The sequence below is a fragment of the Prevotella sp. P5-64 genome, from assembly GCF_002251285.1.
Lineage (GTDB): Bacteria > Bacteroidota > Bacteroidia > Bacteroidales > Bacteroidaceae > Prevotella.
Window position 1 is genome coordinate 53,027 of sequence record NZ_NPJK01000030.1, and the last position, 24,191, is coordinate 77,217.

Here is a 24,191-nt window from a genome sequence, read left to right on the forward strand (position 1 = left end):
CGTTAAAATTATGATACAACGCCGTTATTTCGCCTTTTACTATACCAGATCTGTTGGATACGGTTATGAATGACGATAAAATTGAGCATTGAAAGCAGCAAAACGACACCTACACCTAATGCAATCATGAGCATCGGTGACGACTTGTCCAACGAGGGTGACAATGCCAACAAATAATCATAATAATACCCCCTCAATATGAACACTGCACAGATGGAAACGAGAAGTATGCCGACATTGAGCACCAGGGTAAGCATCTGATAGGGCCATGCTACGGAGCGCGTGGTATATCCTATCAACAGCAGGTTCTCCAGCTTGTCCTCATTCTTCTGGACGAGCAAGAAGATGCTCAACAAGAGGATGTAGAAGCTCAATGCAGAGATGAGAGCGCCGACAACCATAACGAGAGCTACAACCAACTTGAGAAAATATGCAGTCTTCTCATTGTTCATCTGGTCGCTGTCGACCTCATAGCCGTGGTCTTCGAGATATGAGGTAACCTCCTTGCTGGCAGGATTGTCAAAATGGACAAGAATACGTGATGGCTGGGAGTGGGATTGAGAACTGAAGTTGCGGTTAGTCCAATCCATAAACGACTGAGGCACAAGTATGGAACTGATCTTATTAGAGAAACCAATCAGTTTGCCCGTGAACACCTCTTTCTTGCCATCTCCCTGAACAAAGAGAGAGATGTCGACCATACCAAGAACGCCATCGGAGAGCGTAGGCAGCGAATGGGACTTGGCAAAGCCGAAATTATACATTGTTATATATGACCTCGGCAGAAGTACGGGCACTACTCTATCGCCCTCAGCATAATTCCACTGACTCTTGTCGATATCAACAAATTCGTCGGGTACGCTTTCGAAATATACTTCGGAATTGAAAATTGTGTTGCCTTCAATCGACATGGTCGCATTGGCATGATACTCGTTGGATGAAAACACGCCCAAAGATTCTACAAACGGCTGGCTTCGCAGGTCTTCGACGTCATCTGGAGAAAAAAGATTGGTCTGGCCAGAAACGACACTTGACGAGCGGACGGCCTTGGTCAATACCACCTGGTCATCGTTCATGAAACTGTCTTCGCCTGTGAAACAGGGAAGCACATCAATATAGAACTGGAATCCCAAAAGAATGATGGTCAAGCCAATGAGATTGGCAAAGAAGAATCCCAACAGTTGGCCTTTACTTATATGTTTGCTCAGTAACTTCCAAATCAAATTCATTTTCAGCAATCTTTAGAAATCTACAAACAGAATACCTTGTCATAATCCAAATCCATGTGCTTGCCAATACTGGTAACGATGACGCCAGCCCCCTGGCGGTGTGCTTCCTCCATCATGAGCGATGCCATAACCGCAGCATTATCGTCGTCAAGATGGCTGATGGGTTCGTCGGCGACAAGGAAATCAAACGGTTGGGCCAAGGCTCGCATAAGAGCCACACGCTGCTGTTGCCCAAAGGACATATTGGCGATAGGGGTATCCACCTTGTCTGATATGCCTAACATCTCGAACCACTGGTTTACCTGAGAGGCCGTAACATGATGGGTAAGAGAGTTTTTAATCATCACATTGTCATGGGCAGACAATTCGGGGAACAACCGGAGTTCCTGAAACAAATGGCTGATGCCGGAACGGCGCACATCAACCCACTGCTGCATACTGAAGGTGGTCGTGGGTGTATCGTCGAACAGCAATTCGCCGGTATAATCCTGGCGATAACCGATAAGATAACTGCAGAAGGTGCTCTTGCCTCTGCCACTATGGGCTTCCACCAAATAAGTCTTGCCCTTTTCCAAGGTCACATCCTGGTTCCACACATCGGATTTCAGGTCAGCACAACTGGAAAAGACATGAGGAACGACGCTTTTTAACCGAATCTGTTTCATCATTTTACTGTTAAGACCATCAACTGTCTGTTGCCCAATGCCGTGTGGACACTCTGAAGCAATGGCAGCGGTGCTACGCGCTGCAATTCGGCAAGGTTCACGAGCATGGCTGCCCTTTTTCCCTTTAGCACTGCATCCCATTTCCCGTGTTGTGCAACATCCTTATATGGAATGCCCAAGAAGAAAGTTCCATCTTCGGCTACGCCGATAGGCTTCTCGCTCATATCAGCAGGTACAAACTGATGCCAGTCGGCTGTCAGCCGTGAGACAAGCAGATGAAGTTGGCTGGAATGAGTAGGAACACTGACCAGCATCTCTCCCGAAGATGTGTCAAATATCTTCCCGTAATTGATATCAGAACCAACGTTCAAGGCGGAGAAGAGTTTGTCAAAATCGTTTTTCCCCTGGGTAAGCTCCGTCATCGTTGTCTTGCTGTTCAAGAGGATTGACACAAAGTTATGCTCGTCTATATATGACGCATATTTGCCACGAAGAATATCCATCTGGCGGAGCTGGTAATCTCTGATGGTCTCATCATCCTTGTGGTTCTTTGCAAATATGGCTCCATCGACCTGAACATAATCGCTGCTGACAGAAATGCCTGCACGATAATACAGTTGGTTGGCATCCATATCCTTGGGCGCACAAAGCATGAGTGACGAGCGCATCAGTTCGGGAAGGGAAGTCATGGCAGCAACCATAGCCATAGGCTCCTGAATAGAGTCAAGCTGATGAACCAAGTCGGAGGCACGCAAACCTTTGTCAGCATCCTGCTTGAGATAACTGGCCATTTTAACCATAAGATTGCGCTGCTCGCCCGCAGTGACGGGACCCATCACAAGCAGAGACTTGGCATTGAAACCCACTACCCAGGAATTGCCCAAAACGGAGAATGTACATTCGCGGAAATCGGTGAGTTTGAAACCGTTTTTGCCCATAAGCTCCTTGAGGTTGTCCTCATCGGACACACAGCAACAAAGGCCATAAAAACCTTCGGGAGACTCAAAGGCATAAACCTTTTGGGCAAGGTCTATGCCGCGGGTTGTCATATTGTGGATATGGAAAAGAGAACGCATAAAGACATTGCTATCCATACCCTTGTATTTCATCAAATCAACGGATACCACCAAGGGACTTTTCTTGGGAACAGCATCCATATAATCATCGCTGTCTGAACACGAAACAATCAACGTGCTCAGCAAAATGAATAAAAATGCGAGCTTCTTCATTGTTATATATTAATAAGGTGTCTATTTCCTAAGAGACAACTGAGCCATGGTTACGGCCATGAGACCAGCCGTTTCTGTGCGCAAGCGGAAATCGCCAAGAGATATAGACTGATAACCGTTGGCGATGGCGGCGCGAACCTCATCGATAGAGAAATCGCCTTCGGGGCCAACAAGAACCGTACAGTCTTCAGCCGCCCCGTCGGCTGTAAGCAGGGTAAACAAATCGAGTCGTGGCACCTCATTATAGCAATGCGCTATAAACTTGCGGCCGGTTCGTGGTTGCTGGATAAAGGTGTTGAAGTCAACCATTTCGTGTACAACTGGCTTGAATGGCTTTCGGCTCTGCTTCATGGCCGAAACGACTATCTTGTCCAAACGCGCGGTGTTGACAACTTTGCGTTCGGAAAAAGCGCACTTGAGTAGGGAAAGTTCGTCAAAACCAATCTCGGTGGCCTTCTCGGCCATCCACTCGATACGTTCCATCATCTTGGTTGGGGCAATGGCCAAATGGATGTTTCCGAGCCAAGCCTTGCCGGGATGCAGCGTCTCGACAATCTCATAAAAGCAATGCTTGGACGAAGTCATAGTGACCTTGGCTCTGTAAATGCCACCATCTCCATCCATGAGAAACATCTCGTCACCTGAAGCCAATCTTAACACACGCAAGGCATGTACTGCCTCTTCGGCAGGCAGTTCGTTCTGAGCAGACGCCTGGGGTACATAAAAATACCGTGCTTCTTTCATAATTTCTTATTTTTTTCTGTTATCCATCTCTTGTTTGATGGCCATCGCCATCCTGTAATCTTCGTCCTTGACTGCCCGACGAAGTGCATTCTCCAACAACTCGTAACTAAGCACATTGAGTGGCAAAGACATTTTCTCGTTGTCGGGATTGTAATCCACGCCCTGTATGTCAAACAGCTGCGGGCTTATGTATATAGGCAAATCGGCTACGGCTGCCAATGTGATGGCAGCCGTAGGTTCCAACTTGTATGCAATTGATTTTTCGACATCTTGTAATTCCATTCTGTATTTGCCACTACTCACATCGGTAACATGCACCTCGTAAGGGGCGCCAGTGTGGTCTCTGATAATGGTCCATAAGACGGATATCAACGCATCTACAGACGTATGTCGCTTCTTGAAGAAACCCTCCAAATCATAAAGTCTATCCATATTGCAAGGCATGCTAAGATGCTTTGTCTGGTCGGCGTCGGTGAGGACAATCAACCCTATATTGCCGAATTGTCTCAACTGCGTCACTCCCTTTATGTATAGGCGGGTTTTGTCCATTATGCCTTAACTCCTGTTTTACGTGGTCTGAACATAAAGGCGAATGCCACACCAACTACCAAAGCGTAGGCTGCAAAGATGTACCAGCAGGTGGCCCACTGGGTTGCGCCATTGGCGTCTGTATAGGCAGTGACTACAGCCTGGGCAGCAAAAGAGCCGAGGGTTGCACCGATACCATTGGTCATAAGCATAAACACGCCCTGCGCACTTGAACGAATCTTCGAATCGGTATTGTCGTTGACAAACAACGAACCAGAGATATTGAAAAAGTCGAAAGCCACACCATAAACAATCATCGAAAGGATGAACATCCAGACACCCGCACCTGGATTGCCGGCGCCAAGAAGAGCGAAACGGGCTACCCAAGCAAACATGGCAATAAGCATAACGTTCTTGATGCCATAACGCTTCATGAAGAATGGAATCATCAAGATGCAGAGGGTCTCGCTAATCTGGGACAAAGAGTAGAGAATGACGGGATACTTCACGCCAAAGGTACCGGCATATTCGGGCAGCGACTTGAAGCTCTCGATAAATGGGGTGGCAAAGCCGTTGGTAATCTGCAGACTGACGCCCAAGAGCATGGAGAAAACAAAGAAGATAGCCATGCGCTTCTGCTTGAAAAGAGCAAAGGCACGCAATCCGAAAGCGTCTACCAGACTTTGCTTGTTATCATCATCACTCAGCGGACAGGTAGGCATGCTGAAGGTATAAAGGAAGAGAATCAGACTGAAAGCACCAGACACGAAGAACTGTTCGTATGTACTCTTGAAGCCCATGATGTCGACAAACCACATGGCAACGATAAAGCCTACGGTTCCGAAGACACGAATAGGCGGGAACTCCTTGACGGTGTCCATGCCCTTGAGTTCAAGACAATAATAGGCAACGGAATTGGTGAGCGCCAAGGTGGGCATATAGAAGCCAACGCTCAATGAATAGAATGTAAAGAGAATGGCAAAACTTGCCCCTTCACCATTAACCATACCATACCATCCTGCCGCAAACATAAAGAGGGCTGCCAGAAGATGACAAATACCCAAAAGGCGTTGTGCCGGAATCCAACGGTCAGCAATAATTCCCATCAAAGCGGGCATGAAAATAGAAACGATACCCTGCATGGCATAAAAGGCGCCAATATGTCCGGCCATGCCAATATTACCGAGGTAGATTCCCATACAGGTGAGGTATGAACCCCACACCGCGAACTCCAAGAAGTTCATCAAAGATAAACGCACTTTCATCGATCTTAAATTTTTAGTTTAATACAAAGGTAATGTAAACCATAGATAATACAAAATAATTGTCTGTTTTTTTGCTTTCGCTATTCGCTTTTTAAGTAGATGTAGCAGCATGTAGAAGAATGTGGATGTCCGTTGTGCCGGGCGTATCTACTCCCAAGAACGGTTTAGGTTTTGGACACTTCCTGCTGATAAATCATGTCAAACCACTCACGGAGCATGGACTTGCTTTCAATGATGGTCTGTATCTGCTTCAACTTGTTTCGATTGGGAGAATTGGGTATCCACAGCTTAATATATCCGTTGACGGAATACTTTTCGGTCATATGCATGACAAAACGCTCCCATTGTTGCTCTGGGGTGATATCGGGATATTTCTCAAGTCCAAACTGTATTGCCCGCCTGAAGACCACCTCGGTATCAAGGTCGCGGTCGGCTTCGGCAACAATCTTACCATAAATGGAGCGAGGCTGGCGACTGGCTGACGCGCGGTGGTCCTCCACAGCCTCCTTCATGATAACAATACGTTCTGGACTGAACCACTTTTTGAGCCGCGCATCACTGGCGAGTATTTTACCGCCAGTTAAATGATGTATGGCACGAGGCCCATTCATGCCTAAATCATGGTAAGCGGCAACCACATAAGCCATATCTATATCAGCACCGGTGAACCGAGCCAGTTCCATACTGTTTTTGATAACACGCATAACGTGGCTCAAGCCATGGCTTTTGCCGAAATCAGCATAACGCGGGAGAATATGATTCTCTACATATTCCATGATGTCGAGGTTCAACTGCTGCATGATGGTTACAAAATAGATTGTTTATTGGTTGATAGATACGATATCAAACCCACTATCGAGGTGCAAGTTTGATATCGTATCTGGTGTGACAATACCTATGCTAACTACTGGACTTGTATGGTTAATTATAGAAATTCCAACTAAGTCCAAATCTCAAGATGCTGTCATTGAGAGGATAATGAGGGGCGAGAAAATACATCTTATTGCCACTACCAGCATTGACATGACTCATCATCACAAAGAAGCGCGTCTGCTTAAGATGGAAGTTGGCATAGACATTGAGGATGGGATAATTGCCGACCTCAACACGATTGGGGCCCTCCTGAACAGCATACTGGCCCAGACCAGGAGCATAATCAGGGGCGTAGTACTTGGTAAAATATCTTACATCAGCGCCGAAGTCGCACTTCAAGACTTTGGCGATTTTGAAGCGAAGATAGAGATTGGAGTACACATTAAGCTGAGGAACGGGCAATACATCTTCGGCACTCGACTTCTGATAAGTAAGGACATTCTCCCAGTTGAAGGGACCGAACTTGAAGTCCTGATACAACTGAAGGGTAAGCAAACTTATGGCATCACCGCTCTGACGCACATGAACATCATTGTTCAAACGGTTATAATTTTCCCCTATCTGATAACTCAATCCGAAGTATGTGTAATTGGAAATCTCGTCGAAGGCAACACGCAGTTTGGTTTTGGTCTTTTCCCAACTGAGCATACCCTGAATGCGAGAATGGATGACCTTGGACAAGCCATCATTATCCCATAAATAATGACGGCTATGGTAATGGCGATAATAGAATGAAGGTGTGTTGCGATGGAAGAAGCCATTAGCCTGAAGAGTCACAGTATCTCCAAAGAGGTTGAAGTTCAAATCAGCCGAAGCATCCACCTTCAGATTTCCGGCATCCTCTCCTGTCATACCAAATTCAGCCAATGCACAATAATGCAATGTCCTACCCTGGAATTTACTCAACTGTCCACCTATATATATATTGTTCTCACTCCAAGAAGAGGTTCCAACTTTTTCAGGCAGGACATAACGGCGCATTTCGTGGGCGGCAAACAACTTCACGCCTGCCTTGGCCCACTTGTTGAAACCCTCAAGTAGCGACAGGGCGAAGGTATTACGCAATGCAAGATGGCGAGTCTTGTCGTAGATGGAATCTCCTGTATACTTTTCATCCATCTCATAATCATTGGCATAATAAGACTCGGGGGTCTCATAGGCTTGATAAATACGGCTGTAATTGTTAAGCTCAACTGTATGGATGAAACTGGTCACTGGAACATACTCTTTCTTGGTCCACAAAGTATCTTCAGCCAACTGTTGCTGCGCTGCGAGCAGGCTGTCTGCCTGAGCTTTACTTGTAATCTGAAGCCGCTCTTGGGTTTGGGTCTTCAGCGTATCTGTCGGCTCGTTGCCTGCAATGCGGGCATTGTCAGGACGACCGGCAAACTTCTGCCCTTGCTTACGGTTTTTATCAAACTCCTCTTCATCAAAGTCTTCGTCGTCGCGCTCAGCCTTCTCACGGGCTTCACGTGCCTCCTGGTCTTTCTTGGCTGCCATGGCAAACTTCTTGGCCGCAATCTCATCTTCCGTCATTTTGACGGTACGATGGAAGCCAAGGCTGTAACGATGGGTAAAGAACAGATGCTGATTGTCATTACGGTTCCAATTTCGATTGAGCACCGTAGGAATATCTGGTGTGGCGAAGCTCTCGGGGAACAACTCAGGGTGAACGATGTAGTCGTCATTGGTGATACCACCATTTTCGGTCACTTTCTGGTGATTGGTCGACATCAGAAGATGCGCCTGATATTGGTCGCCAAGATAAGAACCATACATCGTATAGTTGAAATGTGACGTACTTTGGCTGGAATAATAACCACGGCCATAAATATAATCAAAATTGAAGCCGAAACCAAGGCGCTTACCAGCATTGACACCAAACTTAGCCGTAAAATGGTCCTCGCCTGTAAGTCGGTCACCACAGGTATTGAAGGTCAGGTTGGTAAACGGCGATAAGGTATTGGTGAAATGAAAATTGCTCACATCCGTGACGAAGAAATCGTATGGATTGGTAAAGATGAAGTTACCATCCAGACTGCGGTCAATGAATATGCGGTTGATACGCGGTGCTCCAAGATTGCCGGTAGTATTGAACTCGCCTCTCAATCCTGTAGTAAAAATACTGTTCATAAACATATGAGACAGCGTATCGGGCGTGGAATGAACAATATCACCAAAACGCTTGTCAACCGTCCATACTTTTATACCCTTAGGAATTTCCTTATCAGAGCCAAGGCTATCGGGATTGACCTTACGCGGGTTGGAGTTATCCAACATTACATCACGATTAATCTGATCAAATTGATTATTATCTATTTGCGCAGACAGTGATATGCTGACTGCGCAAAAAAGAGCTAAAACGAGCTTTTTCTTCATCTCTTAGCGAATAAGTCTGAGACTACATTCAACGAACTTAAATACACAAGCTGCCAATATTACATAAATGCCGACATTGTGACTTGACAAAAAGTAGATTGCTACACCAACAATCGCAATAACCATAAAAAGGATATTCAGCACGTTACGTATCTTGAAAAGTCGCAACTGGCGTTTAGTCTTCAAATGGTTATTGTGATCGATATTATCATTAATGATCATAAATGTATCGGATTAATTAAACAGGTTGACAAATCCGTTGAAGATTTCATCCTTGCGATCAATCGTTTTGATTCTGAATTTGCCGTAAGGACGCACGACCTTTGTCTGCTTCTTGTTAAGTGCGTATTTATCGGCTATGATGTTATGGGCCGATTCGGTAAATCCTGTCGAGCGGTTGGGCTCATAGGTGTAAGAGATTCGCTCCAATCTCACATTAAGATGGGTGTCGGCACAATTTACAATCAATGTATAAGAAAACTCCGCCTTGTCACTCATCAATATGGTATTGGCAAACACCAACCACTCATACATCTTTGCGGCAATGGAGTGAGTGTTTGTATTGACAATAGCTATCTTGCTGCGCAACTGGGAATCATCTTTCTGATTCTCGTCTACGGTAAGATTGTTGACATATTCGAAAGCCTTATCATAGATTTCACTCGCGGTCTGACCAGGAACATCGAGGTTTAATTCAAAAACGACCTTGCCATCCACCAATGGCACCGCGCCCGCAAGATATTTCACCTCAGTATTTACATCGACTTCGGGCTTGACTTCCTGACGAACCGTTGGAGTAGGAGCAGAGATCGCCGACCATCCATTGACACTGCCATACTGAGCAGGCTTTTCCTGCTTGGGTGCGGGAGTCACACTTTCCTTCTTTACAGTTTTAGTCTGGTCAGATGTTACCACCACTTTCTGCTGTGGAGCTGAAGAAGAAGACTCTGCATTCATCTTCTTGGCTTCGGCATTCAGTTTCTCAGCCTCTTCATTGAGCCGAGCCGCCTCTTCCTGAGCCTTTTTTATCTGAGCTTGAATCGCTGCTTGCTTCTCAGCTATCTCCTTTTCTTTGCGTTTTTTCTCTGCATCGGCCTTGGCCTTTTCTGCATCAGCCTTGGCCTTGGCTTGCTCAGCTGCCTGCTTGGCTTTTTGAGCATTGGCTTTAGCTGCCTCTACTGCCTTTTGGGCTTCTTCAAGTTGCTTTTGAGCCTGTTCCAACTGCTGTTCAGGCGTCAAGGGCTTAACATTCTGCGCAGAGCACAGCAAGGGGAAAAGAGCGATAATCGCAATCAGTATTTTCTTCATAATCTTAAGATTTACATATTTTTGTATGACAAAAGTACAAAAAAGATATGTTTCCGTGAAACAAATGTATGTATTTAACTATATTTTTTACATCTTCATCATTGAAAGGACAGTATGGGGAACATCTTTCGATGACAGTAAAAGCCCACATGACGCTTTTTGACAGTTCTATACCTACTGCTATATCATTTTTCTTCCAATTCCTTCTGCAAGCGGATGACCTCGTCACGATACTGGGCGGCTTGAATGAAATCAAGCTGTTCTGCAGCCTCTTTCATGAGTGAAGTTGTGCGTTCTATACATTTTTCCAACTGCTCCTTGGTCATCTTTATGATAATTGGGTCCGCCGCAAATGCTGGCTCTTCCGATTCCACGTATGGTTTGTAGGTGATTGTCGGCCGCGTTGTCTGAGCCTTTTCCTTGGACAATGTCTGCTTGATTTCTTTCTTTATCTGTTGTGGTTTAATATTATGGTCCTCATTATATTTCATCTGTATAGAGCGCCGTCTTGAAGTTTCATCTATCGTGCGCTGCATACTCTCGGTGATATGGTCAGCATACATTATCACTTTGCCATTGACATTACGAGCGGCACGCCCTGCCGTCTGGGTAAGGGAGCGGTGGCTACGCAGAAATCCCTCCTTGTCGGCATCAAGTATGGCAACAAGTGAGACTTCTGGCAAATCCAGACCTTCACGCAGCAGATTGACGCCAACAAGCACGTCATAGACACCGGCACGCAAGTCGTTCATGATCTGCACACGATCGAGAGTAGCTACGTCGCTATGAATGTAGTTGGCACGCACATCATGATTCAGAAGATATTCGGTAAGTTCTTCTGCCATACGCTTGGTAAGGGTAGTGATGAGTACACGCTCATGACGATTGGTGCGCGTAAGGATTTCATCCAACAGGTCGTCTATCTGGTTCTCACTCGGCCGGACCTCAATTTCAGGGTCCAACAGCCCCGTGGGACGTATTATCTGCTCGACCACAACACCCTCCGACTCCATGAGTTCATAATCAGCAGGGGTAGCAGAGACATAAATGACCTGGTTGGTCATCTCTTGGAACTCCTCAAAACGCAACGGACGATTGTCGAAAGCTGCAGGAAGGCGGAAGCCATATTCAACCAGATTTTGTTTGCGCGCTCTGTCGCCTCCATACATTGCATTGATTTGAGGAACTGTCACATGACTTTCATCGATAACCATCAGATAGTCTGAAGGAAAGAAGTCAAGCAAGCAATAAGGTTTGTCGCCAGGTTGACGACCATCAAAATAGCGGGAATAGTTCTCAATTCCACTGCAATGACCCAGTTCCTTGATCATTTCCATATCATACTCGACACGTTCTTTGATACGCTGCGCTTTGATATCATCTCCAATTTGGGTGAAGAAATCAATCTGTTTGACCAAATCGTCCTGAATAGCCCTTACAGCGCCATCCACCTGCTCTTTGGATGTAACGAATATATTGGCTGGATATATCTGATAATCATCAAAGTCAGCCAGCCGATGAAGGTCTACACTGTCGAGTTCTTCGATGCTGTCAATTTCATCTCCCCACCAACTGATGCGAAGTATATTGTCACTATAGGCAATAGCCACATCAACCGTATCACCCTTTACCCTAAAGGAACCTCGCGCCAAATCAACATCATTTCTAATATATAGTGCATCCACCAACTGCCGCAAAAAGACATTGCGGTCCTTAACCTCGCCGCGCTTCACCGAAACAATGCTGTTGGTCATGGAAGCAGGTCCGCCCATACCATAGATACACGACACGGAAGACACCACCACCACGTCGCGCCTTCCTGAGAGCAATGCACTAACTGCACTCAGCCGAAGTTTGTCAATGTTTTCGTTGATAGCCAAGTCTTTCTCGATATAAGTATCAGTGGAGGGAAGATAGGCTTCGGGCTGATAATAATCATAATAAGAGACATAATATTCAACGGCATTATGAGGAAAGAAACCCTTCATCTCTTGATACAATTGAGCTGCAAGAGTCTTGTTATGGCTTAATATCAGGGTCGGCTTGTTCACATTCTTGATAACATTGGCTATCGTAAAGGTCTTTCCCGATCCCGTCACACCCAATAAAACCTGGGCTTTGTCACCGCGGTCTATACCTTCAGTAAGTTGCTCTATCGCATGGGGCTGATCGCCCGTGGGAGCATAATCTGATACCAAATCATAATTCATAATTGCAAAATTAAATAAAAAATGTCACCACTATCTCTAATAATAGAGTTTTTTTCCTAAAAATTGTATTTTTTACTTTGCCCATAGAGGAAATAATTGTAATTTTGCATGACAATTTTTTGATTATGAACAAAATACATTTTGCTGCTATAATCGCAGCACTCCTTTTTACAGGATGCGCTAACGAATTCAACAAGGTCTACACGACCAACAATGTTCCATATAAGTACGAATATGCCAAAGAATGCTTTGCTAAAGGCAAGTGGACACGCACTACAACTTTGCTGACCGACTTGATAGTAGTACTCAAGGGAACTGAGAATGCGCAAGAAAGCCTTTATATGCTTGCGATGGCCCAATACAACAGTAAAGACTATGAAGGAGCGGCTGCCACTTTCAAGCGTTATTACTCGTCATACCCCAAAGGTGATTTTGCAGAGAATGCCGAGTTTTATATAGGTCAAAGCCTATACGAAAGCACACCTGAACCACGACTCGACCAGTCGGCAACAGTTTCAGCTATATCTTCTTTCCAGGAATACCTCGACCTTTATCCAGACGCCAAGCACAAAGCCAGCGCCCAGCAGCGCCTCTTTGAATTGCAGGACAAATTGGTTCGCAAAGAATTGTATAACGCCCAGCTTTATTATGACCTCGGTCCATATTTCGGAAATTGCGGTCCTGGTGAGAACAACTACGAGGCTTGCATTATTACGGCGCAAAACGCACTAAAAGATTATCCCTATAGCAAGCTCAGAGAAGAATTTGCCACTTTGCTCATGAAAAGCAAATATGAGTTGGCTCAGCAGAGCGTGGCATCAAAGCAACTTGAGCGTTATCAAGATGCAGAAGACGAATGCTATGGTTTCATCAATGAATACCCAGATTCAAAAGAGCGTGCCACTGCGGAGAAATACATTGCAAAGTGCAAGGAATACATCAAGGCACATATCAACGACGAAAACATCCCAACGTTCGATAGATAAAAAACAATGACTTATTAATATTTTTAATAATTAGAAATGGATTACAAGAAATCAAAAGCCCCGGTTAACACCGTAACTCGCAACATTATGGATCTTTGCGAAGAGACTGGCAACATCTACGAGAGCGTTGCTATCATCTCAAAGCGTTCAAATCAGATTGCTGCAGAAATCAAACAAGATTTGAATAAAAAACTTCAAGAATTTGCTTCATATACAGACACACTGGAAGAGGTGTTTGAAAACAGAGAGCAGATAGAAATATCACGCTACTATGAAAAATTACCCAAGCCGACACTTCTCGCCACACAAGAGTTTGTTGACGGCAATATCTACTGGCGTGATCCATCACAAGAAAAGGAAGACGAATAATGCTACAACGCAAACAAACATTATTTCTGCTTCTCGCCATTATTGTCTCCGTCATCTGCTCTACCTTTCCCCTTGGCACTATCGAACCCCAAGGTATGGGAACAGAAATGAGTATATATTCATTATTCGTAAAAGGAGATAATATCAGCTACTGTTCATGGCCCTTGTTCGCCATTATGCTATGCACATATCCCGTGGCAATTATGGCTATCGCCATGTACAAGACACGCAAGAAGCAGGCTAAGATGTGTATGGTTGCTGTGATCATTAATATAATATGGTATGCCTATTATGCTATGTCCATCCTAACCACATTCAGCAAAATGGGCACATTCCATATCAACATCACTGCGCTGCTTCCCGCTCTCGCTATAGGTTGCTACCTTTTGGCAAGAAAAGGAATTTTGGATGACGAAAGGCTTGTGCGTTCGGCAGACAGAATAAGATAAAAGACGATTTGAAATATAACCCAATCAAGGAGATTAAGTCACATTATTCTCCTTTTTTATTGCCACTAAGCGACAGCTAAATAGCCGATAAATTGATTAACCACACTCTTGCTACGACTCACAACGACACATACCAATAAACACAACTATGCCACAGAGCTGTCTTGAGCCACATTGCAAGCCCGTATCAAATGACACGTAGGCACGCATCAAACATCACGTAGACACGTATCAAACACTACGTGAGCATGTCACAAAAGACAAGAAGGCAACTAACAACCAGCGCGCCTCCAAAAGTACCTATAATAACGACAACAACAGTCGGTATAAGAGGAAACATACACAATCTACCTCCGGATAGCATGTTTGCTCATGAATGGTCTACAACATCTTCAATCATTAGCATATTCATAAAGCCTTCACTCTATAACCCAACAATCAACGAAAAAACGGATTAGCAACCCCAAACCGACCAACTATATTCACCACGCATAACAAGAATACGCTAACAATCCGTCTGAAACTTAGGGACAAAAAAAGAGCTGTAAGCAACTTGTCTTACAGCTCTATCCATATTGTTATCGTAATTATCCGATATTAGTCCTTGAAGTAAGCTTTAACATCCTCATTAGGAACCATGCGCTCATCAAAAACGTAAGCACCAGTCTTGGGGCTCTTAACCATCTTGATTACCTTGGTATATGCACGTCCGTCAGTTGAACCTTCGTGCAAGGTAGCTACCGCTTTTTTTGCCATTGCTTAAATCTCCTATTACTTAATCTCCTTATGAAGAGTCATCTTCTTCAGGATGGGATTATACTTCTTCAACTCAAGGCGCTCAGGAGTATTCTTACGGTTCTTGGTAGTCACGTAACGGCTTGTTCCTGGCAGACCACTGTTCTTCATCTCGGTGCATTCGAGAATGACTTGAACTCTGTTACCTTTAGCTTTCTTTGCCATTTGTTATATCTCCTAACCTTAAAATTAATCTACATTGTTACCCTCGGCGATTACCTTGATATCTTTCCAGTCGCAGTAACCATTCTGTACAGCCATCTTAAGAGCGGCGTCAAGTCCAACCTTATTGATAAGGCGCAGACCAGCGGCACTAATCTTCAGGCTAATCCAGCAATTCTCCTCTACATAGAAGAACTTCTTGCTGAAAAGGTTAACGTCAAAGCTGCGCTTTGTGCGATGCTTTGAGTGAGACACATTGCAACCTAACTGTGCCTTCTTACCTGTGATTTGACAAATCTTAGACATTTCTATCCTTAATTTTTGATTCTTAATTAGATACTTATTCCAAACAGGGTGCAAAATTACAATTTTTTTCGGAATAAACAAAATAAATCCCTAAACTTTTTCAAAATTAAGGTTTTTTATTGTTTTTGCATCCACGATGGTGATACTCATAGACATGGGCTTACTTTACCTCTTCGGCATCCGCATCATCAACGATGGGGTTCTTCTCCTTATAATAGTCGAGGAAAAGACGCAAAGCAATATTGGTTGCCTTGGCTATATTAATGTCACGACCATTATCCTCTTCTATCTTGAGCGTACGCACATCGTCTTTAGAACCATATCCAATCCAAATTGTACCTACAGGTATCTGTGAAGTGCCGCCACCAGGACCAGCGATACCAGTAGCAGCGATAGCATAATCACACTCCAAGGCATCGCAAGCCCCTTTGACCATAGCTTCTGCCACTCCTTGACACACAGCTGTCTGTTCTTCTATCAATTTGGAATCGACATGAAGCAGACGTTCCTTGACGTCATTGCTGTATGAAACGATACCACCTTTGAAATAATTACTGGCACCAGGTACCGCTATAATCACTTGGGCAATACGACCACCTGTACAACTCTCGGCGGTTCCCAGTGTCTTTCCTCCAGCATAGAGATACTGCAGTATTTCCTTGCTGAGTATTTTGCTTTCTAATTCCACTATATATTATATTTATGGGTTGATAATCAATACTTACTCAAACGTCACTTTACTGAAAGCCGGCAGAGATATATCGGCAAAATCATGGTCACGATATTTGAAGGTGCCGACACAGGCAATCATAGCAGCATTGTCGGTGGTATAACTGAACCGAGGAATATAGATGGTCCAACCAAAACGACGGGCATGTTCCTCAAAAGCATTGCGAAGACCGGTATTGGCAGAAACGCCGCCAGCAACAGCCACATGGGTTATGCCTGTCTGCCGTACAGCCTTGCGCAGTTTGATCATCAGTATATCTACGATTGTAGCTTCGAGACTGGCGGCAATATCCTCTTTATGATTTTCCACAAAGTCGGGCTCATCTTCTATCCATTTACGCAGATTATATAAGAACGATGTTTTCAGACCTGAGAAACTATAGTCCAGCCCAGGGATATGAGGTTCGGAGAACTGATATGCCTTGGGATTGCCTTGGCGTGCGAGACGGTCGATTATAGGCCCTCCAGGATAACCCAGACCCATAACCTTTGAGCATTTGTCTATGGCCTCTCCAGCAGCATCATCGATAGTTTGCCCCAATACCTCCATATCATTGTAGGCACGGACAAGTACAATCTGAGAGTTACCACCTGACACCAACAGACAAAGGAATGGCAGCGGCGGACAGGAGGTATCATCATCGCTCTCCTTGATAAAATGAGCCATAACATGTCCCTGAAGATGGTTGACATCTATCAGAGGTATATCCAAAGCACGTGACAATCCCTTTGCGAAGTTGACACCTACCAACAATGACCCCATCAATCCTGGGCCACGGGTAAACGCGATGGCTGACAGTTGTTCCTTGGTAATACCAGCACGGTGAAGAGCTTGGTCCACAACCGGGACTATATTCTGTTGATGGGCACGCGAAGCCAACTCAGGAACCACGCCTCCATAAGCTCGATGCACCTCTTGCGAAGCGGTGACATTGCTCAGCAACACTCCGTTGCGCAACACAGCTGCCGAGGTATCATCACACGAAGACTCTATACCTAATATATATATATCGCTCATATCATGCAGATTTAATAAGTAAGTATCTCGACGCCATTCTCTGTCATTACGAATGTATGCTCCCATTGTGCAGAGGGCAGTTCGTCACCAGTAATAACCTCCCACTCATAAGGATCATCCGCATCTATAAACACCTCATAGGTTCCCATATTAATCATGGGCTCGATGGTAAACACCATGCCAGGCACAATCAACATACCCTGACCGCGATGGCCATAATGCACCACCTCGGGCTCCTCATGGAATTTCAGGCCCACACCATGTCCACACAAGTCGCGCACCACGCTATAGCCATTTTTCTCGGCATGACGCTGCACTGCATGGCCTATATCCCCGACAAAGCAATAAGGCTTGGCAGCCTCCATACCTGCCTCGAGACACTCACGGGCAACACGCACGAGACGTTCCTTTTCAGGCGTAGTCTTACCGATAACAAACATACGTGAAGCATCGGCATAATAGCCATCCACAATAGTTGTCATATCGACATTGACAATATCCCCCTCTTCCAGGACATCTTCCTCCTTAGGGATACCATGACACACAACCTCATTGATTGAAGTACATACGCTCTTGGGAAAGCCCTCATAGCCCAGACAGGCTGGGATGGCATTGTGGTCCTTGCAATACTGCATACAGATATCGTCAATTTCCTGCGTATTCATACCTGCATGTATCTGGCGGGCCACTTCGTCAAGACAGCCCGTATTGACCACACCGCTACGGCGTATGCCTTCTATCTGTTCGGGAGTCTTAATCAAATCGCGGGTTGGCACCAGCTTTCCTTTCTGCTCCCAATACATTACCTTTTTATCAAGTTCAGTAGGCTCCTGTCCAGACAGACAGTGCCAACGTCTTTTCTTATGAAACATATCCTATGTTATTAAATCACTGCAAAATTACTTCAAAATCAAGAAACTGCCAAAGATAAGGCTATTTTTTATCACTGTGACTGTCGAACAATGACAACTTTTGCCGCCGTGCATCGTCTATAGACAAGAGTCTCTGCTGCTCATCGTGATAACTCTTCCGAAGTTCATCATAGCGATGGTCCAGCTCCGCCTTATACGCCTCACGCTCTTCACGATTAAGCAGACGCGCAGCTGCGAGCGAGTTTTGCGATGCATCCTTCATCCACACCACCGGACCGTCATAGACCGGAGCCACCTTGAGGGCAACATGCATCTCTGAGGTGGTAGCACCGCCTATCATTATAGGTATATCCAGGTGCGCCCGTTCCATCTCGTGGGCCACACAGACCATCTCTTCCAATGACGGCGTGATAAGTCCCGACAGGCCAATGATGTCTGCCTTGAGTTCGATAGCCTTGCTCACTATCTGGTCGGCAGGCACCATCACACCGAGGTCGATTACTTCGTAATTGTTGCACGCCATCACCACGCCAACAATATTCTTGCCGATATCGTGTACATCTCCCTTGACAGTAGCCAAGATTACCCGCCCTGCCGATGTCTGGTTCTCGTCACGTTCCGCTTCGATATGCGGTTGGAGTATAGACACAGCCTGTTTCATTGTACGTGCCGTCTTCACGACCTGTGGCAGAAACATCTTGCCTTCACCGAACAGCCTGCCTACCTCCGACATTCCATCCATCAGCGGCCCCTCTATTATCTGCACAGCCCGTGGATATTTCTCAAGGGCTTCTGCCAAATCTTCAGCCAGATAATCGCCTATGCCCTTGCGCAGTGCATATTGCAGACGGGCTTCCAGCTGTTCCTTTCGCCAAGCCTCTTGCTGCACATTGGCTGACGGCAAAGCGCCACCGGCCTTGAGAGCATCCTGCTCCTGCTTCAGACGGGCAGCCAGTTCAATGAGGTCTTCCGCAGCTCCCTTGCGGCGGCAGAGCACTACATCTTCTATAATACGCAGATGGTCTTCGGGGATATCCTGATAGGTGATACGCGTAGAGGGATTGACAATACCAAAATCCATACCAGCCTGAATGGCATGATAGAGGAAGACGGCATGCATAGCTTCACGGATATAGTTGTTGCCACGGAAGGAGAAACTCAGATTGCTCACTCCGCCACTTACGTGGGCTCCTGGCAGATTTTCCTTTATCCATCGGGTAGCACGGATGAAGTCCAGAGCATATCGGTCGTGCTCTTCCAGCCCCGTAGCTATCGAGAGTATGTTGGGGTCAAAGATGATGTCACACGCATTCATGCCCACCTGCTCCGTCAGAATGTGATAAGCGCGCTGAGCTATCTCGATACGTCGCTCATAGGTAGTAGCCTGGCCCTCTTCGTCGAAGCACATGACTACCACGGCTGCACCGAAGCGCTTGACATCCTTGGCGTGGCTGACAAACACATCCTCTCCTTCCTTCAGCGAGATGGAATTGACCACCGACTTTCCCTGACAACACTTGAGGCCAGCAAGGATGACATTCCATTTCGACGAGTCAATCATCACCGGAACGCGTGCCACGTCGGGTTCCGATGCCAATAGCCGCAGGAAATGGCTCATCTCGGCTTCAGCATCAAGGAGGGCATCATCCATATTGACGTCTACCACCATAGCACCGTCACTTACCTGGTGGCGGGCTATCGTGAGCGCCTCTTCGTAGTTCTTCTCCTTGACAAGTCTGAGAAACTTGCGAGAGCCAGCCACATTGCAGCGTTCGCCGACATTGACAAACATACCCTGCCGAACCTCCAGCGGCTCCAGGCCACTCAGTTGCAGATATTCACTTCTATCGCAGGGGACATAGGGCTGCTTGCCACGAGCAAGTTCCACATAGCGGGCGATAAAATGGTCATCAGTACCACAGCAGCCACCGACGATATTGAGTATGCCTTCATCTATCAAAGCGCCTATCTTGGGAGCCATAGTGTCGGCAGTCTCGTCGTATAGTCCCATAGAGTTGGGCAAACCAGCATTGGGGTAAGCAGATATATAATAAGGTGACTTGCGGGCGAGCTCCTCCAGATACGGTTTCATTTGAGATGGACCAAACGAGCAGTTCAGTCCGACTGAAAATACCGGATACGAACTGATGCTCGCCAAGAAGGCATCGAGCGTCTGTCCGCTCAGCGTGCGACCAGCCAGGTCGCTCACCGTCACACTCAGCATGATGGGCAGTTCTATGCCACGGCGCTCCATCACGCTCACCGCAGCATCCATGGCCGCCTTGGCATTGAGGGTGTCAAATATTGTCTCTATCAGAAACGCGTCTACCCCACCCTCAGCCAAGGCATCGACTTGCTCCATATAGGCGTCAAGCAGTGTGTCATAGTCAAGGTCACGTGCAGCAGGGTCAGCCACATCCGGCGACATCGAGCACGTGCGGTTGGTGGGACCTATCGAGCCCAGTACAAACCGAGGGTGCTCTGCCGTTGCATAGCGGTCGGCCATCTCACGGGCAAGCCGGGCACCGGCCAACGCCATCTCACCCGACAGATGCTCCAAGTGGTAATCGGCCTGGGATATACGCTGCGAAGAGAACGTATTGGTTTCTATCATGTCTGCACCAGCCTCAAGATAGCGCCGGTGAATATCCTGCACGATATCTGGACGGGTAAGACACAGCATATCATTGTTGCCTACATACAGTACATCATCGCGCAAGTCCAACCTTCCGCGGAAGTCGCCTTCCGAGAGACCGTAGCCTTGTATCATCGTGCCGATGGCACCATCGAGTATCAGTATGCGTTGCTTGACAAGTTGTCTTATATCCATAAACAATCTGACAGGAATACGCCTCGGCCTACTCCTGTCTCAAATAAAATCAATTAGAAATGTTTTCTTACACGGTCCATCTCCCGACGGTCTTCCTTTTCCTTGAGAGTCTGGCGTTTGTCAAACTCTTTCTTACCTCGGGCAAGGGCGATATCCATCTTGGCTCTACCGTGCTCGTCGATGAAAATCAAAATAGGGACGATGGTAAAACCCACATCCTTGGCAGCGGCCTCGAGATGACGTATCTCGCGCTTCTTGAGCAGAAGTTTGCGGTCACCCTTAGCCTCGTGATTGGAAAAAGAGCCATAGAAATAAGGGCTGATGTTCATACCCTTGACCCATATTTCCCCACGGTCTATCACACAGTAGCTATCGACAAGCGAAGCCTTGCCGGCACGTATAGACTTAATCTCCGTACCGGTGAGTACCATGCCTGCCGTATAGGTATCAACGAAGAAATACTCAAACGAGGCTTTCTTGTTGCGTATCTGCACAGGGCTCTTCTTGCGTATATCCTGTTCTTGTTTGTTCATTTTTTCATTCTCCTTTCTTACTCGTTACCACCATCTGTCAAGCCTCTATCTCGCAGAAACGGTCCAGATGCTCATCCACATAGTGGGCTATGGCAGAAGTGAATCCCTCTTCGCCCTCAACAAACTTGTCATCAAGGTCGTCAAACTCGGGGAAGCGCTCAAACATGGCCATAAACTCGTCGTCGTCACACTCACGCTCTATCTCTTCATGATACTTGGAATAGAGTTTGTGCGCACGGCGTATAAGACTGCACAGTTCAGGCAACCCCCAACCACGCACAGCCTTGTCAAACGGATTGTGGAAGATAAAGTGTCCCCAACCGTTGTGGATAAGCTGGACAAAGCCACCATCCATCATTTCTTCGCGCATGGCAATATATGCCAGCAGCGTAATCTGGTCGGCATTGAGCATCCCCATTGTCTCGGCTGTAAGTTCTCCACCGATAGCCTCATAGGTGGCATCCACTATTACCTGCACAAACTCATCCATGCCTTCGCCGGCAGCTTTGGCCAGAGCGGCGTCTTTGACTTTTACTATCATAATGATGCAAAATTAGACAAAAAAAACGGAAAAAGAATATGTAAGGTACAAGAAAATAGTGTTTGCCCTTGAGATTTGACTTGCGGCGGTCATGTTTGCCAACTCAGAATGACAAAACGGCAGCATTTGCCATTGAGGTATCTAAAAAATCATGAGGCAGAACAAAAAACCCTCATCATTATTAGGTAGTTTGTTTAGTTTTTTATAACTTTGCGCTTGAAAAAGGGGATGCCCGTGACCAACGTATCGCCCTTGACAAGCGTGAATAAGTAACAGTACTTTATATTTATTTTTGAACAACATGATTTATTCAAAGGAAGTTGACAACATGTGCGTTGTCGCCAAAGGCCCGAACCACGGACCAGCTCCAATCCCCGAAGAGGGAAAATGGATTCAAGCCAAAGAGATTAAGGATATCTCAGGTTACACTCACGGTGTGGGATGGTGTGCTCCTCAGCAGGGTGCTTGCAAGCTGTCTCTGAACATCAAGGAAGGCGTTATCCAGGAATGTCTCGTTGAGACCATCGGCTGTACTGGTATGACCCACTCAGCTGCTATGGCTTCTGAGATTCTGCCTGGCAAGACCATCCTCGAGGCTCTGAACACTGACCTCGTTTGTGATGCCATCAACACAGCTATGCGTGAGCTCTTCCTCCAGATTGTCTATGGCCGCAGCCAGAGCGCCTTCTCTGAGGGTGGTCTCGTTATCGGTGCCGGTCTCGAGGACCTGGGCAAGGGTCTGCGCTCACAGACTGGTACTCTCTATGGCACCGTTGCCAAGGGTACTCGCTATCTCGAGCTCACCGAGGGTTACATCACCAAGATGTTCCTTGACAAGGACAGCCAGGTATGCGGTTACGAATATGTACACCTCGGCAAGATGATGGAAGCCATCAAGGACGGTATGGACGCCAACGAGGCTGTGAAGAAGTTCACTGGCCGCTACGGTCGTACAACTGCTGAGCAGGGTGTTGTTAAATCAATTGATCCACGTAAAGAATAAGGAGATACACAACTATGATTAGAAAAGTAAGTTATGAAAGCCAGGAGCGCCGCGAGAAGCAGGTGCTGGCTGCTCTGAATGCAAATGGTATCAGTAGCGTAGAAGAGGCTAATCAGATCTGCGAAGAGGCTGGTGTTGATCCTTATCTGATGTGCGAAGAGACTCAGCGTATCTGCTTCGAGAATGCTAAGTGGGCATACGTTTGTGGTGCCGCTATCGCCATCAAGAAGGGTGTTAAGACAGCTGCTGATGCAGCCGAGGCCATCGGTATCGGTCTGCAGAGCTTCTGCATCCCTGGTTCTGTAGCTGATGACCGCAAGGTAGGTCTCGGCCATGGTAACCTCGCCGCCCGTCTGCTCCGCGAGGAGACACAGTGCTTCGCTTTCTTGGCTGGCCACGAGTCTTTCGCTGCTGCCGAGGGTGCTATCAAGATTGCCGAGATGGCCAACAAGGTTCGCAAGAATCCTCTCCGCGTCATCCTCAACGGTCTTGGCAAGGACGCTGCCCAGATTATCAGCCGTATCAACGGTTTCACATACGTACAGACCAAGTTTGACTACTACAGTGGCAAGCTCGAGGTTGTAAAGCGCATTCCTTACAGCGACGGTCCTCGTGCCAAGGTTAACTGCTATGGTGCTGACGACGTACGCGAGGGTGTTGCTATCAACTGGAGCGAGGATGTAGACGTTTCAATCACTGGTAACTCTACCAACCCCACACGCTTCCAGCACCCCGTAGCCGGAACTTACAAGAAGGAGCGCGTGCTCGCTGGCAAGCCTTACTTCTCTGTAGCTTCAGGTGGTGGTACCGGCCGTACACTGCACCCAGACAACATGGCTGCAGGTCCCGCTTCTTACGGTATGACTGATACTCTCGGCCGTATGCACTCTGACGCTCAGTTCGCAGGTTCTTCTTCAGTTCCTGCTCACGTAGAGATGATGGGCTTCTTGGGTATTGGTAACAACCCAATGGTAGGTGCAACAGTGGCTATCGCTGTAGCTATCGACCTGGCTCTCAACAAGAAGTAAATCACGAGCTATACATTTTTCAAACATAAGTTTATCCCTGTGACTTCTATGTCACAGGGATTTTTTTGTACCCTTGTCATCACAAGCATTACTATTGGAACACATATTCGCCTCGAGGATGTACGCAAAGTGGGGTTGGT

24 protein-coding genes are annotated in these 24,191 nt (G+C 46.6%); 5 read left to right on the forward strand and 19 right to left on the reverse strand.

The window, feature by feature from the left end:
• Positions 1-8: 8 nt before the first annotated feature.
• From CIK87_RS05315 to uvrB, 10 genes are all read right to left on the reverse strand, one after another.
• Positions 9-1,229 carry a hypothetical protein gene (locus CIK87_RS05315; protein ID WP_094386120.1) on the reverse strand — a complete coding sequence of 407 codons (1,221 nt, stop codon included), beginning with the start codon at positions 1,227-1,229 and terminating at the stop codon, positions 9-11.
• Between the two features lie 20 nt (positions 1,230-1,249).
• Entirely contained in the window at positions 1,250-1,894 is a 645-nt protein-coding gene (locus CIK87_RS05320; protein ID WP_094386218.1) for an ATP-binding cassette domain-containing protein, read from the reverse strand.
• The gene (locus tag CIK87_RS05325) at positions 1,894-2,988 is read right to left on the reverse strand and encodes a DUF4836 family protein (RefSeq protein WP_158216207.1); all 1,095 of its coding nucleotides are present in this window, start codon (positions 2,986-2,988) and stop codon (positions 1,894-1,896) included. The genes CIK87_RS05320 and CIK87_RS05325 overlap by 1 nt, the downstream gene beginning before the upstream one ends.
• 156 nt (positions 2,989-3,144) lie before the next feature.
• Entirely contained in the window at positions 3,145-3,867 is a 723-nt protein-coding gene (locus CIK87_RS05330; protein ID WP_094386124.1) for a 16S rRNA (uracil(1498)-N(3))-methyltransferase, read from the reverse strand.
• A gap of 6 nt (positions 3,868-3,873) precedes the next feature.
• On the reverse strand, positions 3,874-4,416 hold the full coding sequence (locus CIK87_RS05335; protein ID WP_094386126.1) for a hypothetical protein: 543 nt from the start codon (positions 4,414-4,416) through the stop codon (positions 3,874-3,876).
• Positions 4,416-5,660 carry an MFS transporter gene (locus CIK87_RS05340; RefSeq protein ID WP_094386128.1) on the reverse strand — a complete coding sequence of 415 codons (1,245 nt, stop codon included), beginning with the start codon at positions 5,658-5,660 and terminating at the stop codon, positions 4,416-4,418. Before CIK87_RS05340 ends, CIK87_RS05335 begins: the two co-directional genes overlap by 1 nt.
• A 164-nt stretch (positions 5,661-5,824) precedes the next feature.
• Positions 5,825-6,460 carry an HD domain-containing protein gene (locus CIK87_RS05345; RefSeq protein WP_022311107.1) on the reverse strand — a complete coding sequence of 212 codons (636 nt, stop codon included), beginning with the start codon at positions 6,458-6,460 and terminating at the stop codon, positions 5,825-5,827.
• 121 nt (positions 6,461-6,581) lie between these two features.
• A complete protein-coding gene (locus tag CIK87_RS05350) occupies positions 6,582-8,912 on the reverse strand; it encodes a putative porin (protein WP_094386130.1) in 2,331 nt (776 codons plus the stop codon).
• Positions 8,913-9,146: 234 nt separating this feature from the next.
• Positions 9,147-10,220 carry a DUF4468 domain-containing protein gene (locus CIK87_RS05360; RefSeq protein WP_094386132.1) on the reverse strand — a complete coding sequence of 358 codons (1,074 nt, stop codon included), beginning with the start codon at positions 10,218-10,220 and terminating at the stop codon, positions 9,147-9,149.
• Between the two features lie 185 nt (positions 10,221-10,405).
• Complete coding sequence (gene uvrB / locus CIK87_RS05365) at positions 10,406-12,430, reverse strand: excinuclease ABC subunit UvrB (RefSeq protein WP_022311112.1); 2,025 nt, start codon at positions 12,428-12,430, stop codon at positions 10,406-10,408.
• A gap of 125 nt (positions 12,431-12,555) precedes the next feature.
• Between uvrB and CIK87_RS05370 the strand changes: the two genes are divergently transcribed.
• From CIK87_RS05370 to CIK87_RS05380, 3 genes are read left to right on the forward strand one after another with little or no spacing between them, the layout of a single operon-like run.
• Positions 12,556-13,416 carry an outer membrane protein assembly factor BamD gene (locus CIK87_RS05370; RefSeq protein WP_094386220.1) on the forward strand — a complete coding sequence of 287 codons (861 nt, stop codon included), beginning with the start codon at positions 12,556-12,558 and terminating at the stop codon, positions 13,414-13,416.
• A 36-nt stretch (positions 13,417-13,452) separates the two neighbouring features.
• Positions 13,453-13,785: a DNA-directed RNA polymerase subunit omega gene (locus CIK87_RS05375; RefSeq protein ID WP_022311114.1), complete on the forward strand. Its 333-nt coding sequence runs from the start codon at positions 13,453-13,455 to the stop codon at positions 13,783-13,785.
• On the forward strand, positions 13,785-14,234 hold the full coding sequence (locus CIK87_RS05380; RefSeq protein ID WP_022311115.1) for a DUF4293 domain-containing protein: 450 nt from the start codon (positions 13,785-13,787) through the stop codon (positions 14,232-14,234). Before CIK87_RS05375 ends, CIK87_RS05380 begins: the two co-directional genes overlap by 1 nt.
• A 597-nt stretch (positions 14,235-14,831) precedes the next feature.
• Here CIK87_RS05380 and CIK87_RS05385 read toward each other — a convergent pair.
• From CIK87_RS05385 to CIK87_RS05425, 9 genes are all read right to left on the reverse strand, one after another.
• Positions 14,832-14,990 (reverse strand): DUF4295 domain-containing protein, encoded by a 159-nt coding sequence (locus tag CIK87_RS05385; protein ID WP_022311116.1) that lies wholly within the window; start codon positions 14,988-14,990, stop codon positions 14,832-14,834.
• A 15-nt stretch (positions 14,991-15,005) separates the two neighbouring features.
• A complete protein-coding gene (rpmG, locus tag CIK87_RS05390; RefSeq protein ID WP_004370497.1) occupies positions 15,006-15,194 on the reverse strand; it encodes a 50S ribosomal protein L33 in 189 nt (62 codons plus the stop codon).
• A gap of 24 nt (positions 15,195-15,218) precedes the next feature.
• On the reverse strand, positions 15,219-15,497 hold the full coding sequence (rpmB, locus tag CIK87_RS05395) for a 50S ribosomal protein L28 (RefSeq protein WP_094386223.1): 279 nt from the start codon (positions 15,495-15,497) through the stop codon (positions 15,219-15,221).
• A 160-nt stretch (positions 15,498-15,657) separates the two neighbouring features.
• On the reverse strand, positions 15,658-16,185 hold the full coding sequence (locus CIK87_RS05400; RefSeq protein ID WP_022311118.1) for a CinA family protein: 528 nt from the start codon (positions 16,183-16,185) through the stop codon (positions 15,658-15,660).
• A 33-nt stretch (positions 16,186-16,218) separates the two neighbouring features.
• Positions 16,219-17,244, reverse strand: a complete 1,026-nt coding sequence (gene tsaD, locus CIK87_RS05405) for a tRNA (adenosine(37)-N6)-threonylcarbamoyltransferase complex transferase subunit TsaD (RefSeq protein WP_094386134.1) — start codon at positions 17,242-17,244, stop codon at positions 16,219-16,221.
• 11 nt (positions 17,245-17,255) lie between these two features.
• Complete coding sequence (map, locus tag CIK87_RS05410) at positions 17,256-18,116, reverse strand: type I methionyl aminopeptidase (protein WP_022311120.1); 861 nt, start codon at positions 18,114-18,116, stop codon at positions 17,256-17,258.
• A gap of 61 nt (positions 18,117-18,177) precedes the next feature.
• Positions 18,178-20,946, reverse strand: a complete 2,769-nt coding sequence (gene metH / locus CIK87_RS05415) for a methionine synthase (protein WP_094386137.1) — start codon at positions 20,944-20,946, stop codon at positions 18,178-18,180.
• A gap of 53 nt (positions 20,947-20,999) precedes the next feature.
• Entirely contained in the window at positions 21,000-21,479 is a 480-nt protein-coding gene (smpB, locus tag CIK87_RS05420) for an SsrA-binding protein SmpB (protein ID WP_022311122.1), read from the reverse strand.
• A 37-nt stretch (positions 21,480-21,516) separates the two neighbouring features.
• Positions 21,517-22,023 carry a DMP19 family protein gene (locus CIK87_RS05425; RefSeq protein WP_094386139.1) on the reverse strand — a complete coding sequence of 169 codons (507 nt, stop codon included), beginning with the start codon at positions 22,021-22,023 and terminating at the stop codon, positions 21,517-21,519.
• Between the two features lie 298 nt (positions 22,024-22,321).
• Here CIK87_RS05425 and CIK87_RS05430 point away from each other — a divergent pair, with 298 nt between their 5' ends.
• A complete protein-coding gene (locus tag CIK87_RS05430) occupies positions 22,322-23,023 on the forward strand; it encodes an iron-sulfur cluster assembly scaffold protein (RefSeq protein ID WP_094386141.1) in 702 nt (233 codons plus the stop codon).
• A 14-nt stretch (positions 23,024-23,037) separates the two neighbouring features.
• Positions 23,038-24,051 (forward strand): GGGtGRT protein, encoded by a 1,014-nt coding sequence (locus CIK87_RS05435; protein ID WP_022311125.1) that lies wholly within the window; start codon positions 23,038-23,040, stop codon positions 24,049-24,051.
• Positions 24,052-24,191 lie beyond the last annotated feature (140 nt).

What these genes read in the sequence shown, in the direction of transcription:
- map (WP_022311120.1), bottom strand. Translation starts at nt 18,116, where the DNA reads ATGTTTCATAAGAAAAGACGTTGGCACTGTCTGTCTGGACAGGAGCCT.
- CIK87_RS05370 (WP_094386220.1), top strand. Translation starts at nt 12,556, where the DNA reads ATGAACAAAATACATTTTGCTGCTATAATCGCAGCACTCCTTTTTACA.
- CIK87_RS05375 (WP_022311114.1), top strand. Translation starts at nt 13,453, where the DNA reads ATGGATTACAAGAAATCAAAAGCCCCGGTTAACACCGTAACTCGCAAC.
- CIK87_RS05430 (WP_094386141.1), top strand. Translation starts at nt 22,322, where the DNA reads ATGATTTATTCAAAGGAAGTTGACAACATGTGCGTTGTCGCCAAAGGC.
- CIK87_RS05360 (WP_094386132.1), bottom strand. Translation starts at nt 10,220, where the DNA reads ATGAAGAAAATACTGATTGCGATTATCGCTCTTTTCCCCTTGCTGTGC.
- tsaD (WP_094386134.1), bottom strand. Translation starts at nt 17,244, where the DNA reads ATGAGCGATATATATATATTAGGTATAGAGTCTTCGTGTGATGATACC.
- CIK87_RS05345 (WP_022311107.1), bottom strand. Translation starts at nt 6,460, where the DNA reads ATGCAGCAGTTGAACCTCGACATCATGGAATATGTAGAGAATCATATT.
- CIK87_RS05380 (WP_022311115.1), top strand. Translation starts at nt 13,785, where the DNA reads ATGCTACAACGCAAACAAACATTATTTCTGCTTCTCGCCATTATTGTC.
- CIK87_RS05350 (WP_094386130.1), bottom strand. Translation starts at nt 8,912, where the DNA reads ATGAAGAAAAAGCTCGTTTTAGCTCTTTTTTGCGCAGTCAGCATATCA.
- CIK87_RS05325 (WP_158216207.1), bottom strand. Translation starts at nt 2,988, where the DNA reads ATGGATAGCAATGTCTTTATGCGTTCTCTTTTCCATATCCACAATATG.
- CIK87_RS05320 (WP_094386218.1), bottom strand. Translation starts at nt 1,894, where the DNA reads ATGAAACAGATTCGGTTAAAAAGCGTCGTTCCTCATGTCTTTTCCAGT.
- rpmB (WP_094386223.1), bottom strand. Translation starts at nt 15,497, where the DNA reads ATGTCTAAGATTTGTCAAATCACAGGTAAGAAGGCACAGTTAGGTTGC.
- CIK87_RS05335 (WP_094386126.1), bottom strand. Translation starts at nt 4,416, where the DNA reads ATGGACAAAACCCGCCTATACATAAAGGGAGTGACGCAGTTGAGACAA.
- CIK87_RS05385 (WP_022311116.1), bottom strand. Translation starts at nt 14,990, where the DNA reads ATGGCAAAAAAAGCGGTAGCTACCTTGCACGAAGGTTCAACTGACGGA.
- CIK87_RS05340 (WP_094386128.1), bottom strand. Translation starts at nt 5,660, where the DNA reads ATGAAAGTGCGTTTATCTTTGATGAACTTCTTGGAGTTCGCGGTGTGG.
- CIK87_RS05435 (WP_022311125.1), top strand. Translation starts at nt 23,038, where the DNA reads ATGATTAGAAAAGTAAGTTATGAAAGCCAGGAGCGCCGCGAGAAGCAG.
- smpB (WP_022311122.1), bottom strand. Translation starts at nt 21,479, where the DNA reads ATGAACAAACAAGAACAGGATATACGCAAGAAGAGCCCTGTGCAGATA.
- CIK87_RS05315 (WP_094386120.1), bottom strand. Translation starts at nt 1,229, where the DNA reads ATGAATTTGATTTGGAAGTTACTGAGCAAACATATAAGTAAAGGCCAA.
- rpmG (WP_004370497.1), bottom strand. Translation starts at nt 15,194, where the DNA reads ATGGCAAAGAAAGCTAAAGGTAACAGAGTTCAAGTCATTCTCGAATGC.
- metH (WP_094386137.1), bottom strand. Translation starts at nt 20,946, where the DNA reads ATGGATATAAGACAACTTGTCAAGCAACGCATACTGATACTCGATGGT.
- uvrB (WP_022311112.1), bottom strand. Translation starts at nt 12,430, where the DNA reads ATGAATTATGATTTGGTATCAGATTATGCTCCCACGGGCGATCAGCCC.
- CIK87_RS05330 (WP_094386124.1), bottom strand. Translation starts at nt 3,867, where the DNA reads ATGAAAGAAGCACGGTATTTTTATGTACCCCAGGCGTCTGCTCAGAAC.